At 67.8% G+C, this 19,556-nt stretch carries 16 protein-coding genes; 5 read left to right on the forward strand and 11 right to left on the reverse strand.

The features are described 5' to 3' along the window. Window positions 1–2: 2 nt before the first annotated feature. The 6 genes from NL2_RS03765 to NL2_RS03790 form a co-directional block, all read right to left on the reverse strand. Entirely contained in the window at window positions 3–2,228 is a 2,226-nt protein-coding gene (locus NL2_RS03765; RefSeq protein WP_068071824.1) for a CHASE2 domain-containing protein, read from the reverse strand. A gap of 6 nt (window positions 2,229–2,234) precedes the next feature. Then, window positions 2,235–3,584: a FecR family protein gene (locus tag NL2_RS03770; protein ID WP_068071826.1), complete on the reverse strand. Its 1,350-nt coding sequence runs from the start codon at window positions 3,582–3,584 to the stop codon at window positions 2,235–2,237. Next, complete coding sequence (locus NL2_RS03775; RefSeq protein WP_068071828.1) at window positions 3,584–4,267, reverse strand: response regulator transcription factor; 684 nt, start codon at window positions 4,265–4,267, stop codon at window positions 3,584–3,586. The genes NL2_RS03770 and NL2_RS03775 overlap by 1 nt, the downstream gene beginning before the upstream one ends. A gap of 303 nt (window positions 4,268–4,570) precedes the next feature. Then, complete coding sequence (locus tag NL2_RS03780; RefSeq protein ID WP_084355837.1) at window positions 4,571–6,160, reverse strand: DHA2 family efflux MFS transporter permease subunit; 1,590 nt, start codon at window positions 6,158–6,160, stop codon at window positions 4,571–4,573. A 10-nt stretch (window positions 6,161–6,170) separates the two neighbouring features. Continuing rightward, window positions 6,171–7,355, reverse strand: a complete 1,185-nt coding sequence (locus NL2_RS03785; RefSeq protein ID WP_068071830.1) for an HlyD family secretion protein — start codon at window positions 7,353–7,355, stop codon at window positions 6,171–6,173. Further along, entirely contained in the window at window positions 7,348–8,859 is a 1,512-nt protein-coding gene (locus NL2_RS03790) for an efflux transporter outer membrane subunit (RefSeq protein WP_084355838.1), read from the reverse strand. Before NL2_RS03790 ends, NL2_RS03785 begins: the two co-directional genes overlap by 8 nt. An 88-nt stretch (window positions 8,860–8,947) precedes the next feature. Here NL2_RS03790 and NL2_RS03795 point away from each other — a divergent pair, with 88 nt between their 5' ends. Beyond that, complete coding sequence (locus NL2_RS03795; protein WP_068071832.1) at window positions 8,948–9,598, forward strand: TetR/AcrR family transcriptional regulator; 651 nt, start codon at window positions 8,948–8,950, stop codon at window positions 9,596–9,598. A gap of 26 nt (window positions 9,599–9,624) precedes the next feature. On the opposite strand, the gene NL2_RS03800 is transcribed toward NL2_RS03795, so the two are convergent. Further along, window positions 9,625–11,148: a glycerol-3-phosphate dehydrogenase gene (locus NL2_RS03800; RefSeq protein ID WP_068071834.1), complete on the reverse strand. Its 1,524-nt coding sequence runs from the start codon at window positions 11,146–11,148 to the stop codon at window positions 9,625–9,627. 251 nt (window positions 11,149–11,399) lie between these two features. Between NL2_RS03800 and NL2_RS03805 the strand changes: the two genes are divergently transcribed. Continuing rightward, on the forward strand, window positions 11,400–12,704 hold the full coding sequence (locus NL2_RS03805) for a sugar MFS transporter (protein WP_068071836.1): 1,305 nt from the start codon (window positions 11,400–11,402) through the stop codon (window positions 12,702–12,704). Window positions 12,705–12,708: 4 nt separating this feature from the next. Here the strand turns inward: NL2_RS03805 and NL2_RS03810 are convergent, their stop codons facing one another. After that, the gene (locus NL2_RS03810; protein ID WP_068071838.1) at window positions 12,709–13,005 is read right to left on the reverse strand and encodes an EthD family reductase; all 297 of its coding nucleotides are present in this window, start codon (window positions 13,003–13,005) and stop codon (window positions 12,709–12,711) included. Window positions 13,006–13,062: 57 nt separating this feature from the next. Next, window positions 13,063–14,151 carry an NAD(P)/FAD-dependent oxidoreductase gene (locus NL2_RS03815; protein ID WP_068071840.1) on the reverse strand — a complete coding sequence of 363 codons (1,089 nt, stop codon included), beginning with the start codon at window positions 14,149–14,151 and terminating at the stop codon, window positions 13,063–13,065. Window positions 14,152–14,263: 112 nt separating this feature from the next. Here NL2_RS03815 and hpnI point away from each other — a divergent pair, with 112 nt between their 5' ends. The 3 genes from hpnI to NL2_RS03830 are packed head-to-tail and all read left to right on the forward strand — an operon-like array spanning window position 14,264 to window position 17,237. After that, window positions 14,264–15,427 carry a bacteriohopanetetrol glucosamine biosynthesis glycosyltransferase HpnI gene (gene hpnI, locus NL2_RS03820; protein ID WP_068071842.1) on the forward strand — a complete coding sequence of 388 codons (1,164 nt, stop codon included), beginning with the start codon at window positions 14,264–14,266 and terminating at the stop codon, window positions 15,425–15,427. Then, entirely contained in the window at window positions 15,424–16,275 is an 852-nt protein-coding gene (gene hpnK / locus NL2_RS03825; RefSeq protein WP_068071844.1) for a hopanoid biosynthesis-associated protein HpnK, read from the forward strand. Before hpnI ends, hpnK (NL2_RS03825) begins: the two co-directional genes overlap by 4 nt. After that, window positions 16,272–17,237 (forward strand): lysylphosphatidylglycerol synthase domain-containing protein, encoded by a 966-nt coding sequence (locus tag NL2_RS03830; RefSeq protein WP_084355842.1) that lies wholly within the window; start codon window positions 16,272–16,274, stop codon window positions 17,235–17,237. Before hpnK (NL2_RS03825) ends, NL2_RS03830 begins: the two co-directional genes overlap by 4 nt. Here the strand turns inward: NL2_RS03830 and hpnK (NL2_RS03835) are convergent. Together hpnK (NL2_RS03835) and hpnJ are read right to left on the reverse strand one after the other, a co-directional pair. Further along, a complete protein-coding gene (gene hpnK / locus NL2_RS03835) occupies window positions 17,234–18,145 on the reverse strand; it encodes a hopanoid biosynthesis-associated protein HpnK (RefSeq protein WP_439646881.1) in 912 nt (303 codons plus the stop codon). The genes NL2_RS03830 and hpnK (NL2_RS03835) overlap by 4 nt on opposite strands. Continuing rightward, on the reverse strand, window positions 18,106–19,554 hold the full coding sequence (gene hpnJ / locus NL2_RS03840) for a hopanoid biosynthesis associated radical SAM protein HpnJ (protein ID WP_068071847.1): 1,449 nt from the start codon (window positions 19,552–19,554) through the stop codon (window positions 18,106–18,108). Before hpnJ ends, hpnK (NL2_RS03835) begins: the two co-directional genes overlap by 40 nt. Between the last annotated feature and the right edge of the window lie 2 nt (window positions 19,555–19,556).

Below are 19,556 nucleotides of genomic sequence, written 5' to 3' on the forward strand. Positions count from 1 at the left end.
ATTCATTCCTCCGCCAGCGCCAGCGGCACGTTGAAGCCGAACGTGGCGCCGTACCCTGTGTCGTAGCGATAAGTGGCCGTGCCGCCGTGGCGCGCGGCCGTGGCCTGCACGAACGCCAGGCCCAGGCCGATGCTGTCGCTGCCTTGCACGTTGCGGCCTTCGCCGAACGGGGAAAACGGATCCTTGGCGCGCCCATCGGGCATGGCCGGGCCGGGCCCTGAAACCTCGAGCGCGCCGACATCGTCATGGACGGTGACCATAAAGTCGATCGCGGCGCCGGCGGGTGCAAACTTGACCGCGTTGTCCATCAGGTTGATCGTTGCGCGCAGCAGCATTGCCCGGTCGCCCATGACCCAGACTTCACCCATGACCCAGACTTCGCCGGTGACCCGGACGTCCTCGCTTGGCGCCTTTTCGCGCACCGTCACGCCGTGCGCGACCGCCTTGGGCCAGACCATGTCGGCGGCTTCGCGGGCGACGTCGCACAGTTCCACCGGTTCGCTGTCGATCTGGCGTCGGCGGGCCCGGGCCAGCTGCACGAAATCGTCGGCCAGACCCAGCGCGTGCCGCGCATGCGTGCGAATCCGTTGGGGCAGGGAGCCAGCCACCGGTTCGGGCGGTCCGTTGCCGCCATCGGCAAAGGCCTGGCTTTCCAGCAGGGTGAGGATCGCGGCATTGGGCGCGCGCAGATCGTGACTGAGGAACTGCAGCATTTCCTCGCGCTCCTCTGCGGCGCGCTGCAGGTCGGTCACGTCCGCCAGCCGCAGGATGCGCCCGCCCTGAGCCAGCGGCGCGAAACTCATCACCAGCACCTGGCCGTCCGCCCGCCGCATCTGGCCGTCTTCGATCGGAGCCCCGGCGGCGACGGAATCGAGAAACGCGGCGATTGTTTGCCCGGTCACCGGTCCGCCGAACAGCACTTCCGCAGCGTGGTTGGCCATGATCACGACATCGCCAGCATCGGCAACGCACGTCGCGTCGGGCAGGCGCTCGACCACTTCGGCGACGAACCGGCGCATCGTGCCGAGCTGGTCGATGATGTCATGCAACTGGTTGGCTTCCACCGTCAGCGGATCGCCGCGCGGTGCGCGCAGCGGGAACGGCGAGGCGAGGGCAGGATCGGCCTGCAGCGCCGCCGCCTCACGCGAGACGAAGCCGCTGATCGCCGCCAGCCGGCGCCACGCCCATAGCGAATAGGCCAGCGCCAGCCCGAGCAATGCCGCACCCGGCGCCATCCACACATGGCCCAGCGGCACCAGCGCCACGGATAACGCCAGCCAGCCGGCCATGGTCCCCAGCGCCAGCTTCAGGTTGGCATCGGGCCGCAGGCGCAGGAACGCCAGCATCACCAGCCAGACCGGCACCAGCTGCAGCAACAGGGCAATCCGGGGCGACACCGGATAGACCAGTTGCCCCGACAGCAAGGCGTTGAGCACGTTGGCCTGGATCTCGATCCCCGGCATCAGGCTGCCCGCTGCGGCCGGCACGGCGTAGATATCGCCCAGCCCTTCGGCCGTGGCGCCGACCAGAACTATCCGGTCGCGCAGCAGCGCCGTCGGCACCTCGCCCGACGCCAGGCTGGCGAACGGCACATGCCGGAACGCATTGTGCCCGGCGTAAGGATACAGGAACGGGCCTTTTGCGGGGTCGGGTAGCGGCCGGGCGCTTACGCGCTGCGCGATCAGGCTGACCAGCTGGGGAAAGCGCTTCCCGCCCAGTTGCACCCCGGTTTCGGCGCGACGCACCGAACCGTCGGGATCTTTCACCACTTCCGCCACCCCGATCGCCGCCGCGGCGCCAGCCACCACGGCGCTGGGCGCGGACATCACGGCATTCGGCACACTGCCGCCGCCGTCTTCCACCAGTCCCGGCACGACCACGGTGCCCAGCCGTGCGATCTCGGCCGCCAATGCCGCGTCATCGGGCCCGGGCTCGAAGAACAGCACGTCGTAGCCGATCGCCTTGGGCACCGCCGGCGCGATTGCCGCCAGCATGCGCGCGTGTTCGCTGCGCGGCCACGGCCAGCGACCGATCCGGCGCAAGCTGTCGTTGTCGATTTCGGCGATCAGGATGCGCTCGTCCGGTGGCGCGGCCATCCGGTGCATCACGCCATCGACCAGCCGGTTGTCGAGCGCGCGGGTCCAGCCGCCGCTGGCGCACATCGCAACCGCCGCGCTGGCCGCGATCGTCACCACCACCCATTCGAAAACCAGCCGGCGATAGAGCATCAGGCTCTACTTCTCCGGCGCTGCGACGATCAGCTTTTCGAACGGCAGCCAGTTTTCGGTCATGCCGTCGCCCGCGAACCGCCGCACGCCGACCCGCCAGAAATACGTACCCGGCGCAAGGTCGTGCAGCACCAGGCCCTCGGGGCCCAGGCCGGGTTCGTCGAACGTCGGCAGCGCGGTTTCGCTGCCGCGCGCCAGCTGAAAGCGATAGATCCGGCGCCCGTCTCCGGCGCCCGACCACTTGAACCGCATCGCCGAAGGATCGCCCTCGGCCGATGCGCTCAGCCCGGTCAGCGCGCGGCGCAGGGCATACGTCTGCGGCAGACCCTCAAGGCCCGACTGCGCGATCGCCGAAGCGCGGACATACCAGTTGCCGTTGGCGATATCGGCAAAGCTGGCGAGCGGCCCGTTGGCGGTGGTTTCCGCCAGCACTTCGACAAAACCGGCGTCGGCGGCGATCTGGACGTGATAGGCTTTGGCTTGCCCAACCGGCGCGAACGCCAGCGTGACCAGCGGATCGACCTGGACTTTGCCCGGCGCGATGAGGTCGGGCGCGGGGAGGAGCTGTTCCTTGGCGAGCGTTCCGGTGCGGCTGATCGTGGCGCCGAAGCCCTTGGGAATGCTGGCGGTCAGATCGTTGCCCGCGCCGGCTGCCACGGTGCCGTCGAGCACCTCCGTCGCCGATTGATCGTCGTCGTAACCGACGCGAAAGCGGGTGCCGCGCACTGCCGAAACCGCACGCGGCGTGCGGATGCGAAACAGGCCCTTGCCCGGCGCGATGTGCGTGGCTTCGGTCTCTGCCTTGCCGGCGGACACCTCGAAATCGTAGTCGATCCCGTCGGTCAGCAGGATCCGGCGCAAGGCGCGGATGGCGAGGCGGCTGCGCGTGGGCAGCGACGTACGCGAACCGTTGGGCAGTTCCACGGTGACGAAGCCGGTCGTGCCCGTTTCGATCGTGCCACCGGTGCCGATGGTCGTTCCCTGGCGCACCTCGCGCCGCGCGCCATCCTGCATCACCAGCACATCGCCGCGCAACGCGACGATCGTCGCCGTCAGCGGCTCGCCGCGCAGGATCGCCAGCGGAATCACCAGCGAGGTGCCGACCGGAACCGCATGGACGTTGCGGACGTGGTTGATGCGCTGCACCACCGCGAAATCGCCGGGTTTCAGGAAATACCGCTGGGCCAGCGTGTAAAGGTTGTCACCGCGTGCCATGACATAGCGCAAGGTCTCGTCGCCGCTCCGCTGCACGGCGGCGGTACGCAGGGGCGCGACGCCTGCCTGGGCGGAAGCCGGGTACAGCAGGGCCAGGCCGGCCAGAACCGTTCCGATCGGGAGCGATAGGCGCAATCGCATCAGAATGCCTCCAGGCGGTAACCATAGCCGAACACGGTCTGCAGGCTATAGCCATTGTCGGCGCAAAGCTGGAGCTTGGCGCGAATGCGCGACACATGCATGTCGAGCGTGCGGGTGGACAGTTCCGCCACCGATTTCCACACTGCTTCCATCAGGTAGGGGCGCGACAGCGGGCGATGCTGGTTGGTGAAGAACACCCGCGCCAGCGCGAATTCCTTCGAGGTCAGCAGCACCGGATCGCCGTTGACCGTCACCGTTTCCGCCAACCGGTCGAACGCATAAGGGCCGAACTGCTCGACGCGATGTTCGGTCGCCTGCGCGCCGGCGCGGCGCAGCACCGCCTCGACCCGCGCGACGATCACCACGGCGGACTCGGGCTTGACGATGAAATCGTCGGCCCCGGCGTTGAGCGCGGCGGCGATGTCGTCCTTGTCCGATCGGCTGGTCAGCATGATCACCGGGGGGCAGGGCGAAACATTGGCATGCGCCCATTCGACAATTTCCATGCCGGTCATTCCCGGCATGTTCCAGTCCAGGATCAGCAAGTCGAACGTGTCGCGGGCAAGTGCGACCGGCACGTCGCGGCTACGGCGGAACGGCACGCATGTGTGGCCGCCGCTGGTCAACACCTGCGACACGAACTCGATCATCGTATCGTCATCGTCGGCGATCGCGATGCGCATGAAGTACCCTTTCACAGCCTTCGTCTGCTCTAGGCAAGGATCGCCGAAGCGCTATCCGCGCGTGACGCCTTTTTACAATCGTTTACAAGTATCGCGACCTATTTTCCCTTATAGGATCACGGGCGGATCGAAATGCTGACTTGGCCAGGTAGCGTGCGCAGCGCAGCCTGGAGCCGGGGGGCAGAAAGTCAAATCTCTTTCCGCCCAACGAGGCGCAGCCCTTGGGTCGCACAAGGGGTGGGGTCGTTCGCTTCGGCGGGCGGCCCCACTTCAGCGCCAGTTCGTGAGCGCCAATGATACGTATCAGTGCGCCGGGACGCTGCCTGCCATCTGCTTCGGACGCGGCGCAATCCAGATCAATCCCGCCGCCACCAGGAATATGAGCGAGGACGCCAGGAACAGATGATCGCTGGCCAGCGTCATGCTTTCCTGCTGCACGATCCGCTCGATCGCCGCGCGTGCCTGGTCCAGCGAGAATCCCGATTGCTGCAGCGAATCGCTGGTCGGTCCGGCGTTGAGCCGTGACACGATCTCGCTGCGCGCGGCCACGGTGCCGTCGTCCCACAGCGATATCGACAGCGAGGTGCCGATGGCGGCCGACATGGTCCGCAAGAAACCCATGACGCCTGCGGCAGAGGCGGTTTCCCTGGGATCGACCGCGCCCAGCGCGATGATCGAAATCGGGATGAAGAAGAACGGCATGCCGATGCCCTGCACGATCTGCGGCATCGCCAGCGTCCAGAAATCCGCGCCGCTGGTCCACTGAACCCGCAGCAACGACGTTGCGCCGAACCAGACGATGCCGAAGAATGTCAGCAATCTCGCATCGGCCGTGTTGGACAGCTTGCCGACGATCGGCGACAATGCCAGTGCGGCCACCCCGGTGAAAGCGGTAACATATCCGGCATCCGTGGCGGTGTAGCCCAGGGCCAGCTGCAGCCACTGCGGCACGATCACGATGGTGGCGAAGAACGTGCCGAACGCGAACGCCATGCTGGCCACGCTGGCGGCAAAGCCGCGGTGGCGAAACACGCGCAGATCGACGATCGGCTGGTCCTCGGTCAGTTCCCACACCAGGAACACCACGAACCCGACCAGCGCGATCAGGCCGAGCGAGACGATCAGGCCGTCGGAAAACCAGTCGCGCTCGCGCCCCAGATCCAGCAATATCTGCAGCGCGCCGATCCACACCACCATCAGCGCCAGTCCGACGCGGTCGATGCGCACGCGCTCGGTCGGTGTCTCGCGCGAGCCCAGTGCGCGCCACGCACCGAACGCACACAGCGCCGCGACCGGCACGTTGATGAAGAACACCCAGTGCCACGACCAGTTGTCGCTCAGCGTGCCGCCCAGGATCGGGCCGAGAATCGGCGCAACCACAGTGGTCATCGCCCAGATGCCCATCGCCTGCCCGCGCCGTTCGGGCGGGAAGATGCGCAGCATCAGCGTCTGGCTCAGCGGCATCAGCGGCCCGCCACACAGGCCCTGGCCGATCCGGCACACCACCAGCATGGTCAGCGTGGTCGATGCACCGCACAGCAGCGAGAATATCCCGAAGCCGGCCATGCCCACGGCAAAGGTCTTGACCGATCCGAACCGTCCGGCCAGCCACCCCGTCAGCGGCACGCAGATCGCCTCGGCCACGGCGTAGGACGTGATCACCCACGTGCCCTGCGACGCCGAAATCGCCAGCGAACCGGCGATGTGCGCCACCGATACGTTGGCGATCGTGGTGTCGAGCACGACCATGAAATTGGCGAGCGCGAGCGTGAACCCGGCGATCAACAGCGCGGTGCCGCGCAGCGGTGCGTCGTGGTGTGTCCCGGCGGACTTGGCCGCGGACTCGACAGTGGACTTGGCAGAGGACTTGGCAGCAGGCGCAGTGGCAGACATGGCAGCGCGCCTACTTGCCAGAGATGTCGATTTCGGCGTCCATCGACAGCCCCACCCGCAGCGGATGCCGAGCGACTTCCTGCGGATCGAGCGCCACGCGCACCGGCAGACGCTGGACCACCTTGATCCAGTTGCCGGTCGCGTTCTGCGCCGGGATCAGCGCGAACGCGGCGCCGGTCCCGCCCGAAAAGCCGGTGACGCGGCCGTGGAACACCACGCTGCTGCCGTAAAGATCCGAGGTCAGCGTCACTGGCTGGCCGATCTGGACCTTGCGCAACTGCGCTTCCTTGAAGTTGGCATCGACGTACGCCTGCGCCACCGGCACCACGCGCATGATGACCGTGCCCGGCGCCAGCCGCTGTCCGAGCGCGACCGAGCGGCCGGCGATGACCCCGTCGATCGGTGCGCGGATCACCGTGCGATCAAGGTCGAGCCGCGCCTGTTGCAGGCGTGCTTCGGCGGCCAGAACGTCGGGGCTGGATGCCACGGTGGTGCCGGAAATCAGCGCATTGTTGGCGGCCAGCGTGCCGGCTGCCGCGCCGCGCGTGGCGCTGGCTTGCGAGATCATCGCGCGCGCCTGAACCAGGTTGGCCTGCGCGGCGGCATAGGCGGCGGTGGCCGAGGTCAGTTCGTCGCCCGAAACCGCACCGGCGGGCGCAAGCTTCTGGCGGCGCGCCAGGTCGACGCGCGCCTTGTCGTAGGCAGCCTGCGCCGCACCAAGCTGCGCCTGCGCGCTGGCGATGTCGGCGCCGCGCGCCTGCACTTGCGCGGACAGCGCGGCGCTGGTGGCAGCGGTCTGGCCGAACTGGCGCCGCGCCTTGGCCACGTCGGCTTCGGCTTGGGCGAGCGCGATCCGCGCGTCGCTGTCGTCCAGCCGCACCAGCACGTCGCCGGTCTTCACCGTCTGGGTGTCGTGTGCGGGCAGGGCGGTGACCTGTCCCGGCACCATCGGCGTGATCTGCGCGATATCGGCGCCGACATAGGCGTTGTCGGTGGAAACCGACTGGCTGCCGACCAGGAAATACCAACCGGCATAGATCACCCCTGCAACCAGCACGACCAGGCCGATCACTGTTAGCAGCTTGCGGCGCCGATCACGCATCGGTGAGGCCGATGGTTCGCCCTGAGCCTGCACGGACGGCGTGAGCGCGTCGGCTTCGGCGCGGAGGCGTTCGTTGGGATCGGCGTCAGCCATGGGGGATGTCCTTGCTGGCGCTGGCTGCGCCCCGGTCTGTTGAGGGGCCTGTTGTCGGGCCTGTTTGCAGCGCCTGCGCGTCCGCAGCGGCGAACCCGCCGCCCAGCGCACGCACCAGCGCCACGTCGATGGTGAACGCACGGGATTTCAGATCGGCGACGATGCGCTGCGCCTGCAACGCGCGCTCCTGCGCCGTCAGCACGTCGAGGAAGGTCGACAGCCCGCCCTGGAACCGCAGCCGGGCCACATCGTGCGCCGCCTGCGCATCGTTGAGCGCCAGCGTCGCCTGCGTCAGCTGCTCGTCGAGCGAGCGGCGGCTGGCCACGGCATCGGCAACGCGGCGATAGGCATCGGCCACGGTGCGGTCGTAGTTCGCCACTGCCTCGTCATACCCGGCGCGCGCGCCGCGATACTGGCCCTGCAGCGCGCCGCCGCGAAAGATCGGCAGGCTGATCGCGGGGCCGGCGCTGCCGAACGTGGAGCCGCTGTCGAACAGCTGGCCGATCCCCAGCGACTGGAAACCGATCATCGCGGTCAGGTTGATCGCGGGATAGAACGCGGCTCGCGCTTGCTTGATGCGGCTGGCCTCGCCCTCCACCCGGGAGCGTGCCGCTGCAATGTCAGGCCGCCGCCCGATCAGGTCCGTCGTCACGTCCTCGGGCAGCCCGCGAACGGACAGGCTGACCGCAGGCGGCGTTATCGCCAGCCCGCGATCGGGGCCCTTGCCGAGCAGCGCGGCGATGCGATTGCGGGTCAACGCGATCTGTTCGTCGAGCGCGCCCAGTTCGGCGCGTCCGGCGGGCACGGCGGAGCTTGCCTGCTTGAGTTCGGCCTGGGTGTCGATGCCGGCGGCGACGCGATCGGCCACCAGCTTGCGGGTGCTTTCCCGCACCCCGATCACGCCTGCGGTGACGGAGCGTTCAGCGAACAGGCGAGCGAGATCGGCATAAGCATCGGCCACGGTCGTCGACAGCATGAGTGCGGCCTGCGCATAATCGAGGCGGGCTGCCTCCGCGTCAGAGCGTGCGGCGGCAAAGGCCGCGCGGTTCTTGCCCCACAGGTCCAGGTCGAAGCTGAAATTGGCGGCGACCTGTTCGCTGTCGTTCACGCCCTTGGGGATGAACGTGGCGGGGATGCCGTTGTTATAGCTTTGCTTGATGCCGGAGACGCTGGCGCTGGCACCCACCGACGGCAGCCGTGCCGCGCCCGCCTGCTGGGCGATGGCCTGGGCCCGGCGCACGCGCGCTGCTGCGGCGGCAACATCGGGCGATTGGGCAAGCGCTTCCTCGATGAGCGCGGAAAGCTGGGGATCGTCATAGCCGGTCCACCATTTGGCGGCTGGCCAGGCGCCGGATTCTGCCCCCGCCAATGCCCGATCAGCGGCATAGGCAGTCGGCGACGCGCCTTGCGGAGCAGGACCCAGATTGGGGACGGCCGCACATCCCGCCAACGCGAGGGCCGGTGGCAGCAGGGCGGAAACTGTTCGCAGGAAGCTCGCGCGCATTTTACAAAACCGTACTGAGTGGTACAGTTGTTTAGGTGGCGACTCATCAGCGTCTTGTCAAGCGATATGCGTACTCTATAGTACACTTATGGAAGAGGACATTTCAGTCGCGGCAGCGCCGGGGCGACGCGAACTGCGCAAGCAGGACCGCCGCGACGCGATCTTGCGCGCGGCGCGGGAATCATTCCTCAAGAACGGTTACGCCGGCACGTCGATGTCCGGGCTGCTAACGACGCTGGGCGGCTCCAAGGCGACCCTGTGGAGCTATTTTCGCTCCAAGGAAGAACTGTTCGCAGCCGTCGTGGAAGACACGACGGGGGAGTTCCAGACCGAACTGACCGGCCTGCTGCGTTCCAGCGAAGGCCTCACGCTTGGGCTGGTCGCGTTCTGCCGGGCGTTCCTGCGCAAGATCCAATCGCCCGACGGCCTTGCCACCTGGCGCATGGTCGTGGCCGAAAGCGGGCGTTTTCCCGTGGTCGGCCGCATTTTCTACGAGCGGGCAGTCAGCCTGACCGAGGGCAATCTCATCGGCTTTCTGGTGCGCCACATCGCCAGCGGCGAACTGCTCGACGAGGATCCGCAGCACATGGCAAACTTCGTCCTGGCGCTGTGCACCGGGCGGCAGAACCGCGTCATCTGGGGGGTGGAGCAGTCGGACCCAACACGCCTCGCGGTCGATGCCGATCAGGTTACCGCGATGTTCCTGCGCAGTTTTGCGGCCAGCCAGAACACCCTCTAGCGGCGCGCGATCTCGCCGCGCGCAATCTAGCCGCGTGCCAGCAGATATTGCGCCAAACGGCCCACCTGATCGGTATCGAGCCGCAGGCCCAACTTCGTCCTGCGCCACAGGATGTCGTCGGCCGTACGCGCCCATTCCTGTGCAACCAGATAATCGACCTCCGCGCCGGTCAGTCCGTGGCCGAAGTCCTCACCCAAGCCATCGAGCGTCTGGGCCTGACCCAGCCATGCGCTGGCCCGCGTCCCGTAGGCGCGCGAGATCCGGTCGATCGTGTCGGGGGTCAGGAACGGGTAGGCTGCGGCATAGCCTTGCTTTAAGGCCGCGATCCCGTCGCGTGCGAAATCCCCGCCGGGCAATGGCGCTTGCGCGGTCCAGTCGCCACCAGAAAGCGCCGGCACGAGCGGTTTGAGCCGTTCCACCGCCGATGATGCAAGATGGCGGTACGTGGTGATCTTGCCGCCGAACACCGACAGCAGCGGGGCGCTGCCCGGTTCGCCGCCATCGAGTTCGAAGCTGTAGCCGCGCGTTGCCGCCTCGGGCTTGCCGGAACCGTCGTCAAGCAGCGGCCGGACCCCGGCATAGCTCCACACCACGTCGGCGGGGGCGATCTGCTGGCGGAAATAGCGGTTCGCGCCTTCGCACAGATAGGCGATTTCCTCGGCGCTGGCGGTCACGTGTTCCAGCGCGCCGTGGTGATCGCGGTCGGTGGTGCCGATCAGCGTGAAGTCGGATTCGTAGGGTATGGCAAAGAATATCCGGCCATCGGGCAACTGGAAGAAATAGGCGAATGCGTGGTCGAACAGGCGCCGCACGACGATGTGCGATCCGCGCACCAGCCGCATCGCGTGGCCGGCGGGCTGGTGCGCGCGTTTGAGCAGGCCGAGCACGGAGGGCCCGGCGGCATTGACTACAGCTCGCGCCCGGAACGCGCCCGCGCTGGTGTCGATCGACCACAGTCCGTCGCGGCACTCCATCGCCAGCACTTCGGTGCGGGTAAGTACGGTCGCCCCGCGATCCGCCGCGTCGCGCGCGTTCAGCACCACCAGCCGCGCATCGTCCACCCAGCAGTCCGAATAGGCAAAGCCGCGCGTGATCCCCGGCTTGAGCGGTGCACCGGCGGGATGGCGACGAAGGTCGATCCCATCGGCGGCGGGCAACGCCTTGCGCCCGCCGATATGATCGTAAAGGAACAGTCCCGTCCGCAGCAACCAGGCGGGTCGCAGGCCCTGGATATAGGGCAGCACGAACCGCATCGGCCGGATGATGTGCGGCGCAATGGCCCACAGCCGCTCGCGCTCGACCAGCGATTCGCGCACGAGCGAAAACTCGTAGTGCTCCAGATAGCGCAAGCCCCCGTGGATCAGCTTGGTCGAGGCCGATGACGTGCCTTGCGCCAGATCGCCGCGTTCCAGCAGCAGCACGCGCGCGCCGCGCCCTGCAGCATCGCGCGCAATGCCGCAGCCGTTGATCCCGCCGCCGACCACGGCGATGTCGAACGCAGCGCCACGATCGAACGTGCCAGGATCGAACGGATCGGTGGGGGAACCCAAGCTTCGCTCCTGTCTGGCCGCAAACCGTGCCACGCGGTGTGCCCCAGCAGACCATGGGCGTCCATAGGGGCACCGGTCGAATGGGGCACAGAGTATGGCGGCAACGGCGCCTTCCTGTGCAGCGCGGTGCATTCGAATGCACGCCGATGCGCCCGGCCTTTCCTTGCGGGCGCGCTGCGGCTAGGCACTTGCGGGAGAAGACGCAGGTCGCCGGGTCGCCGGTTGCCATTCAGTCCTTGGGAGAATTTGCAATGGCACTAGCCCCTGCCGCCACGTCGGCCGACAATTCGACAACGCTGTCAGGCGAAGGCGCGCACGTCGATGCGCCCGAACTGCGCATGTTCGTGATGGCGCTGTTCTTCATCTTCGGCGGCATCACCAGCCTCAACGATGTGATCATTCCCAAGCTCAAGGAACTGTTCACGCTCAACTATGCGCAGGCGATGCTGGTGCAGTCGGCGTTCTTCGCCGCCTATTTTATCGTTTCGATCCCCGGCGCCGCCATCGTCAAGCGCGTGGGCTACATGCGCGGCGCGGCGATCGGATTGCTGACGATGATGGCGGGTTGCCTGCTGTTCATCCCCGCATCCGCCAGCGCCACGTTCGGCGTGTTCCTGATGGCGCTGTTTGTGCTGGCAAGCGGGGTGACGATCGTGCAGGTTGTGTCTAACCCGCTGATTTCATTGCTCGGCGTGCCCAGCACCGCGCATAGCCGGTTGACGTTCGCGCAAGCATTCAACTCGCTCGGCACCACGATTTTCCCGATCGCCGGATCGATCCTGATCCTGGGCAGTCTGGCCAAGGTCTCCGCCAAGGACCTGACCGGAGCGGCGTTCGATGCCTATCGCGTGGCGGAAACGCAGGCGGTGGTCCACGCGTACATCGGGCTGGCCGTGGCGTTGCTGGTGATCGCCGGGGTGGTGTGGATGAACCGCCATCGGCTGAAGGGCGAGCGGCACGATGGCGGATCAATCCTGCACAGTTTCGATCTGCTGCGCCGCACGCGCTTCGGCTTCGGCACCGCCTGCATTTTTCTTTACGTCGGGGCGGAAGTCTCGATCGGCTCGCTCATCGTCAACTATCTCAAGCAATCGACCGTGCTGGGGCTGGACGATCAATCGGCGGGCAAGCTGATCTCGCTGTACTGGGGCGGAGCGCTGATCGGGCGGTTCATAGGTTCGGCGGTGCTGCGCACGATCAGCCCGGGCAAAGTGCTGGCGTTCAATGCGGCCGGCGCGATTGCGCTGATCCTGCTGTCCGCCAACACGTCGGGCCATCTGGCGGGCTACAGCCTGCTGGCGATCGGGCTGATGAACTCGATCATGTTCCCGACGATCTTCAGCCTGGCGTCCGAAGGGCTGGGCAAGCGCGCGGCCGATGGTTCGGGCGTGATCTGCATGGCCATCGTCGGCGGCGCGATCGTTCCCCCGCTCACCGGCAGGCTGGCAGACGCCAGCGGCAGCCTCGCGTTCGCGCTGCTGTTGCCGGCGATCTGCTATGCGATCATCGCGGGCTTCGGGATCTATGCCCGCCGCCCGGCGCCCCCGCTGGCCTGAACGGCTAGTCCGCCGTGCGGTAAAGCTGCGGCACGATGTTGGTGAACTTGGCGACGTCCGCCATGACGTCGGGCGTCCCGGCGCAGACCATCGCGGCGTCGATGGACGCGGAGTCGCGGAACTTCAGCACCACCATCGCCGCGAACGGCTGGTTGCCGTCGGCCGGAAGCATCACGTCCGCGCCGGTCATGCCGAGCGGACCCCAGTGGCGTTCGACAAGCGGGATATGGCTTGCGGTGTAGTACGCCGCATCGAACTGCGCGCCTGCGTGGGTGGGATAACTGACGACGATATTGGCCATGACACTCTCCTTGGAACGCGATGGCATGCCACTTTGGCGCCCGCCGGCAAAGTGGGACTAAAGCAGCATCCGCGACACGCGATCGGCGATGGCCAGCGCGGCGGTGAGGCCGGGCGATTCGATCCCGAACAGGTTGATCAGGCCCGGCAATCCATGGATCGCTTCGCCATGGATTGCGAAATCGGCGGGAGGACCGCCCGGCCCGGAAAGCTTCGGCCGTACCCCGGCATAAGCGGGAGACAGCGTCGCCGGATCGAGCGCCGGCCAGAACCGGCGGGCTGAATCGGCGAAGGATGCGAGGCGCGCCGGGTCGACCGAAAAGTCGATGGCATCGATCCATTCGACATCCGGCCCCAACCGCGCGCTTCCCGTCATATCGAGCGTCAGGTGCGTGCCCAGCCCACCGGGCACCGGCACCGGGTAGATCAGCCGCGAGAACGGCGCCTTGCCCGCACAGGCGTAGTAGCTTCCCTTGGCCAGAAACCGGGGCGGGACGGTGCGGGGATCGAGCGGCAACATGCTTTGTGCCACTGCCCAGGCATCGAGCCCGGCGGCATTGACGATCGCGGTCGTGCCCAGCGCGGTGTCGCCGCTGTGCAGCACCCAGCCATCGGCGCTCCGGTTCAGGCTGTCGGCTGGACTGCGCAAGGCGAGCAAGGCGCCGTGATCCTGCGCCTCTGCCAGCAGCGCCTGCATCAGCGCGTGGCTGTCCACGATCCCGGTTGTGGGCGAATGCAGCGCGGCGACACAGCGCAGCGCGGGTTCGAGCGCGCGCGCCTGTTGCGGATCGAGCCAATCGAGCGGCACACCCGCCTGCGCGGCCCGCGCCGCGATGGCTTCCAGCGTCGGCACTTCGTCGGCTTGCGTTGCGACCACCAGCTTGCCGCAGCGGCGGTACGGCACGTGGCGTTCCTGGCAAAACCGATACAGCCGTTCGCGCCCTTCCCCGCACAGCCGCTGCTTGAGCGAGCCTTCGGGGTAATACAGCCCGGCGTGAATCACTTCGCTGTTGCGCGCCGAAACGCCCGTGCCGACTTGCGCCTCGCGCTCAAGGATCACCACCGAACGCCCGGCCATCGCGCAGGCGCGCGCCACGGCCAGCCCGATCACCCCTGCGCCGATCACTGCGATATCGGTCCGTTCCACCGTTGCAGGTCTGCGGGTTTCCGCTGGCCGGGGCAAGCCTCCGGTTGGCCTCTGTGCCGCTGCCTGCAAAAGCCATATCCATGCGCGCCGCTTGGGCTTAGAGACCGGCGCCATGCTGATGGCCGTACTCTGGTGGACTGGACTTGCGATCACCGCGGCCGCCACCGCCTACCTGTTGCTCGTGATCGCCAGCGTCGCGGCCCACCGGCCGGTGGTCGGGCCGGGCTGGCCGAAGCCGCCGGTGGTGACGCTGCTCAAGCCGTTGTGCGGGCTGGAGGACGGGCTGGAGGAAGCGCTCGCCAGCTTCCTGTCGCAGGAGACGACGGGTGCGGTGCGCTTCGTGTTCGGCGTGGCCGATGGCGCCGACCCGGCGCTGGCGCTGGCGCGGCAGGTCGCGGCGCGCTTTGCCCGGGCCGACTGCGCGTTCGTGGTCGATGCGGCGGTGCACGGGCCCAACCCCAAAGTCAGCAATCTGGTCAACATGGCCAAAGCCGGGCTGGGGGAGGTCGTGGTGATCTCGGACAGCGACATCGTGATCGGCGCCGGTGTGCTGCAACGCGCGATCGACGCGCTGTCCGCGCCGGGCGTGGGCGCGGTGACCGCGCTGTACCGCTCCCATCCGGGCCAGCGCGGGGACCGCACGCGGCAGTACGGTGGCTGGTTCATCGATTACTGGTTCCTGCCGATGGCGCTGCTCCATGCGCGCCTCACGCCGCTGTCGGTGACGTATGGCCCGCTGACCGCGATCCGGGGCGAGGTGCTGCAGCAGGTGGGCGGGCTCGCCGCGCTGGCCGATCACCTTTCGGACGATGCGGAACTGGGGCGGCTGGTCCGGCAGGCAGGCTTTGCCATCGGGTTCAGCCCGGACGTGGTCGAAACGCTGGTCAACGATGCCTCGCTGGCCGATCTGTTCGACCACGAACTGCGCTGGGCGCGCACGGTGCGCGGCCTTGATCCGGTGGGCTACGTCGCGTCGGTGGTGAGCCATCCGGGGCCGCTTCCCCTGCTGCTGCTGCTGCTGCGGCCCTCGGCATTTTCGCTCTGCGCCGTGCTGGTGCCGGTCGCCCTGCGCTGGTGTCTGGCGCGGGTGGTCGAGCGCCGCCTCGGACGGTCCGCCGCGCTGATCCGGCCCGGCCCGATCGCGCTGTGGTTGCGCGATATGCTGTGCTTCGCGGTCTGGGCCAAAGGCCTCGTCGTGCAGCGAGTCGGCTGGCGCGGGCAGCGCCTGGCGGTGCGTGACGGCGATATTCTGCAACCGGCCGAGCCAGCCGCATGACGCGCCGCCTGATCTTTACCGCCGACGATTTCGGCATGTCGTTGGAGGTCAACGAGGCGGTCGAGGAAGCGCATCGCAATGGTGTGCTGACCTGCGCCAGCCTGGTGGTCGCGGGCGCGGCGGTGGACGATGCCGTCGCCCGCGCGAAACGCCTGCCGGGCCTTGGCGTGGGGCTGCACCTGACACTGTACGGCGCGCCCGCCATGCATCGCGGAACCGCGTCACCGATCGCGCCAGATGGCGTGAACCTTGGCGAAAGCCCGGTGGCGACGGGCGCCGCGATCATGCTGCGGCCCACGGTACGCGCCGCCGCACGCGCGGAAATCGCCGCGCAGTTCGAGGCCTATCGCCGGACCGGGCTGGCGCTCGGCCATCTCGACGGTCACTGGCATTGCCACCAGCATCCCGCAGTGCTGGCGATGGCCATCGAGCTGGGCGTGCCGCTGGGGCTGCGCGCCGTGCGCATCCCGTATGAGCCGCTGGCTTTGGCGCGGGCAGGGGGCAGCGGCGCGCTGACCCGGCTCGCCCATGTCGCCACGCACTGGCCGCTGGCGGCCACCATGCGGCGGCAGGCGCGGCGGGCTGGGCTGGCGGCGAACGACTCGTTCTTTGGCAAGAACGACGCGGGGTTCGTGACGATCGAGCAGTTGCTGGCGCTGGTTGAAACTCTGCCATCGGGCGTCACCGAGGTCGGCCTGCACCCGTCGACGCGCAACTGGTCGGGGCCGCATGCTCCGCCACCGCACTGGCGACCCGAGCGCGAGCTTTCCGCACTGACCGACCCGCGACTTGCAAAGGCCATCGCAGCGCGCGGGATCGGGCTGTGTCGCTGGGCGGACCTCGCATGACTGACCCTGTCGGACGCCGAGGCACGCGGTGGGCCGCGTTGTGGATCATGACGATGCTGGTCCTGTTGGTCGTGGCCATCGCCTCATCGGACACCCGGCGATTGCTGGGCGAAGCGGCCGACAACATCCGCCTGTCCGCCGTGATGGCGACCCTGCCGGGCCAGTTGGCCGCGACGCTGTTGTGTGCCGCAGCGTTGTGGGCGCTGCGCCCCGGCGTGTCGTTCGCGGCGAGCCTGGGGTCGCGGCTGTTGCGCGATGCGGGCGGCAACCTGCTGGTGTTCATGCCTGGGCTCGGCGAGATCATCGGCGCACGTGCGCTGGTGCTGGGCGGCGGTCGCACGCGGGCCGCGGTGACCGCCAGCGTGCTCGATACGCTGGCCGAAACGCTGGCGCAGGTGCCCTATGGCGTGCTGGCGGTGCTGGTCCTGCCGCGCCTGTGGCGCCGCGCGACCGCGGCGGACCTGCCATTGTTCGGCATCGCCAGCGTGCTGATCGGGCTGGCGGCCATGGCGCTGCTGGCCGTCCTGCTGTCGCGAAATACGCAAAGCGCGGCGGGTCGGCTGCGCCAGCGGATCGAGGCCGAACTGGCGCTGCTGCGCGCGGAAATCGGCCGCCAGCGCACCGGATTGCCCGCCGCCGTGGCCTTGCACTTCGTGGCGTGGGCGATGGGCGGCGTGCAGTTGTGGATGGCGGGATCGGCGATGGGCCTGCCGCTGACGCTGTTCGCTGCGCTGGTGATGGAAAGTGCGGCTTACGCCGGGCGCGCGGTGCTGTTCTTCATCCCGGCAGGACTCGCCGTGCAGGAGGCCGGGCTGATCGTGGCGGGGCTGGCGTATGGCCTGACGCCCGCGCAGTCGCTCGCGCTGGGGCTGGTCCTGCGCTTGCGCGACCTGCTGTTCGGGCTGCCGCTGCTGGCGTGGCCGCTGTACGAATTTCGCCACCGGCGCCGGGCCGGGGCCTAACCGGCGGGGGCCGGGGTCACAGGCTCGGCGTGGTCCAGGAACGTCCGGAAGTTGCCGGTCCGCGCGCCGCTGTTCACCAGCGCCGCGCGCACGGCGGGATCGACCAACGCGGCCAGTTCATCGCGATAGCGGTATCCCGGCGCATGCCCCGGATACATGTCGGCGGTCGCCGGATGGCAATAGATTTCGGTGAGTCCGCGCTCAGGCCGGGCGACTGCGCGTTCCATCCGCGCCGCATCGAACCGGCCGCTGTCGGCCAACCCGATCACCCGGTCGTTGACCAGCACACCCGCCTTGCGCAACCGCTTGCCCAACCGGCCCGCCCACCAGCGCAGCGCCAGCGGCGCGCCGGTTTCGACCGGCACGCGCATCGCCTGCATCCCGTATGCCGGGCCGATTGCCAGAATGGCGCTGGCGATCATCGGATGCAGGTGGAAATGCTTGTGCGCGTTGACGTGGTCGAGCGGCAGCCCGGTGGCGGCAAATGCCGCGAATTGCGCGTCGATCTCTGCGCGTAGCTGCGCGCGGGCGGCGGGTGATGCGGCAATCGCCAGCGCAGTGGCGAGCATCGACTGGCGGAACCGCCCGTCGGGGCCCACCAGCGCCGGAATCCGTTCGGGCGGCAGCACCGGCCTGCCATCGGCCAGCACGATGTGCAGCCCCACGCCAAGGCCCGGCAACCGCCGCGCGCGCTCGATGGCGTCGCCGGCGGCATCGCCGGCGACCATCAGGCTCGCCGCGGTCAGGATGCCGTTACGATGGCCCTGCTCGACCGCTTCGTTGACCGCGACCGCCGCGCCGAAATCATCGGCGGTGACGATCAGGCCGATGGGCTGGCTTGCCGCGTGGTCCGGGGCGGGACCTGCGATCAGGCGGCTTCCTTCCGGCGGCGCAGGAAGTCGAAGAATTCCACGCCTTCGCGCAGGCGCCGCTTCATCATGTCGAAATCGCGGATCATCTCGTTCACGATCGACCCGATCTTGCGCGGGCGGAAATAGAACCGCTTGTAGAATTCCTCGACCTTGTCGAAGATCACGGTGGCGTGGAGGTGCGGGTACGAAAGCTGCGCGATCTGGTTGCCGCCATCGGTCAGCAAGTGGTCGCTGCCGTCGAACCAGCCGTTCTCCGTCGCCTGCTTGTACAGAAAGGTGCCGGGATAGGGTGCGGCCAGGCTGACCTGGATGGTGTGCGGGTCGATTTCCTTGGCGTAGTTGATCGTTTCCTCGATCGTTTCCAGCGTCTCGCCCGGCAGGCCCAGGATGAAGGTGCCGTGGATGACGATGCCCAGCGCGTGGCAATCCTTGGTGAACTGCCGCGCGACATCGACGCGCAGGCCTTTCTTGATATTGTGCAGGATCTGCTGGTTGCCGCTTTCATACCCGACCAGCAGCAGCCGCAAGCCGTTGGCCTTCAGCACTTCGAGCACCTTGCGCGGCACGTTGGCCTTGGCGTTGCACGACCAGGCCACGGGAAAGCCCGGCTTGCCGAAGCCCAGTTCGCCAAGCGCCACGGCCAGTTCCATCACGCGGTCGTGGTTGTCGGTCAGCGTGTCGTCGTCGAAGAAGATTTCCTTGGTCTGGGGGATATTCTTGAGGACGTACTGCACTTCCTCGATCACTTTGGCGACCGAGCGGAAGCGGTAGTTGTGGCCCGAGATCGTCTGCGGCCACAGGCAGAACGTGCACCGGCTCTTGCACCCGCGCCCGGTGTAGAAGCTGACGTAGGGGTGCTTGAGGTAACCGCCGAAGTACTTTTCGATCTTGAGATCGCGCTTGTAGATGGGCGAGACCATCGGCAGCGAATCCATGTCCTCGATCACCGCGCGGTTCTTGTTGCGCACGATCGAACCGTCGGCGGCGCGCCAGGTGATCCCGTCGATTTCGGCCAGCGGCTTGCCCTCGGCCAGATCGACGCAAGTGAAGTCGTATTCCTCACGACACACGAAATCGATGGCGAGGCCTGCGTCCGTGAGGCTCTTCTCGTCCTCGACCGCGACTTTCGCGCCGACGAAGCCGACCATGCATGCCGGGTTGCGCGCCTTGATCAGCCCGGCGGTCTTCACGTCCTGGTTGAACGATGGCGTCGAGGTGTGGATGATGACGAGGTCGCGCTCATCCATTTCGTGCTTGATGTCGTCCCACGACAGGTCGTGCGCGGGCGCGTCGATCAGCTTCGAGCCTCCCACCATGGCGGCCGGCTGGGCGAGCCAGGTGGGATACCAGAAGCTCTTGATCTCGCGCTTCATCTGGTAACGCGCGCCGGCGCCGCCATCGTAACCGTCGAACGAAGGGGCCTGCAGGAAAAGGGTACGCTTCATCA

This window comes from Novosphingobium lentum NBRC 107847 (genome assembly GCF_001590965.1).
Classification (GTDB): Bacteria; Pseudomonadota; Alphaproteobacteria; order Sphingomonadales; family Sphingomonadaceae; genus Novosphingobium; species Novosphingobium lentum.